The organism is Bowmanella yangjiangensis, assembly GCF_017255015.1.
Lineage (GTDB): Bacteria > Pseudomonadota > Gammaproteobacteria > Enterobacterales > Alteromonadaceae > Bowmanella > Bowmanella yangjiangensis.
The window spans coordinates 1-1373 of record NZ_JAFKCS010000220.1; the positions used below are offsets into that span (position 1 = coordinate 1).

Below are 1373 nucleotides of genomic sequence, written 5' to 3' on the forward strand. Positions count from 1 at the left end.
TAACCTCAGCCAGACGCAGCATGGCGCCAGGAGACGGATACGCATGAACGAGCCGGGCTTTCGCATACGACGCCTGAGCGGGTTGGGCGTGGAGATCGTCGAGGCCGACTCCGACCGCAGCTTCGCACGCCATATCCACGAACAGTTCGGCATCGGCCAGATCCTCCAGGGCGCCCAGCGCTCGGCCAGCGGCCGGGGCCAGGTACAGGCGCAAGCCGGCGACCTGATCTCGCTCAACCCCGGTGAAGTCCACGATGGCGCACCACTGGGTGGCAACGCCCGGCGCTGGCGGATGCTGTACTTCGAGCCCGAGCGGATCGCCCAGGCCTTCGCCGACATGGCCAGTGACGGCGGCCCGACGCCCAGCGAACTGGCCTATCCGGTGCTGCGCAAGCGCCAGGCCAGCCATGCCTTCGCGGCGCTGTACCGGGCCATCGCCCAGCCTGACATGCCAGCGGCGCAACTGGCCGGCGAGCAGACCCTGCCGGTGCTGCTCGCGCACCTTCGGGAACAGCGTCCGGGCAAGCCTCTGGCCGCCGGAAACGGTGCCAGCCGAGCCAAGACGCTGATCGACGACGACCCCATGGCACCCCTGACGCTGTCGCTGCTGGCGGAGCAGGCACAGCTCAGCCGCTTCCAGCTGGTACGCGCCTTCTCCCGCCTGACTGGACTGACACCCCACGCCTACCTGCTGCAACGACGCCTGCTGAAGGCGCGCCAGCTGGTGGCCGCCGGCCTGCCCCTGGCCGAGGCTGCGGCCACTGCGGGCTTTGCCGACCAGAGCCACATGAGCCGCCACTTCGTGCGCTGCTTTGGCTTCACCCCAGGACTGTACGCCCGTCCGGGACGCTGAGCCCCCTGCAATTTCGTTCAATATCGTCCGGAACACGACTCGACAGACTGCGGGCTCACTCGTCACAGGGAAAGCCCCATGCACAGCCACGATCGCAACACAGGCCCGAACGACCAGGGAGGGCCTGCGGCATGAACCTCGAATTTCTTCTCACCTCGCTGCTGGTGGTGGCCTCGCCAGGCACCGGCGTGGTCTACACCATCGCCGCCGGCCTGGCACAGGGCTGGCGCGCCAGCCTGGTAGCGGCCTTCGGCTGCACCCTGGGCTGCGCGCCACATGCCTTGGCCGCCGTCAGCGGGCTGGCCGCCCTGCTCTACGCCAGCCCCCTGGCGCTGCAAGCACTCAGCTACGGCGGCGCGCTCTACCTGTTTTGGATGGCCTGGGGCATGTTGCGTGAACAGGGTCCGCTGCAGCTGCAGGCGCATCAGGGCGCACGCTCGAACGCCACGCTGATACGCTCGGGCGTCGCGCTCAATCTGCTCAACCCCAAGCTGTCTATCTTCTTCCTGGCCTTCCTGCC

2 protein-coding genes are annotated in these 1373 nt (G+C 68.3%); both read left to right on the forward strand.

What is annotated here, in order from left to right; genetic code table 11:
• The coding region (locus J0A65_RS23480) for an AraC family transcriptional regulator (RefSeq protein ID WP_206596704.1) at positions 1-853 on the forward strand (853 nt) is incomplete at its 5' end.
• A 131-nt stretch (positions 854-984) separates the two neighbouring features.
• Positions 985-1373, forward strand: a 389-nt coding sequence (locus J0A65_RS23485; protein WP_206596705.1) for a LysE family translocator, incomplete at its 3' end; no start/stop codon positions are given.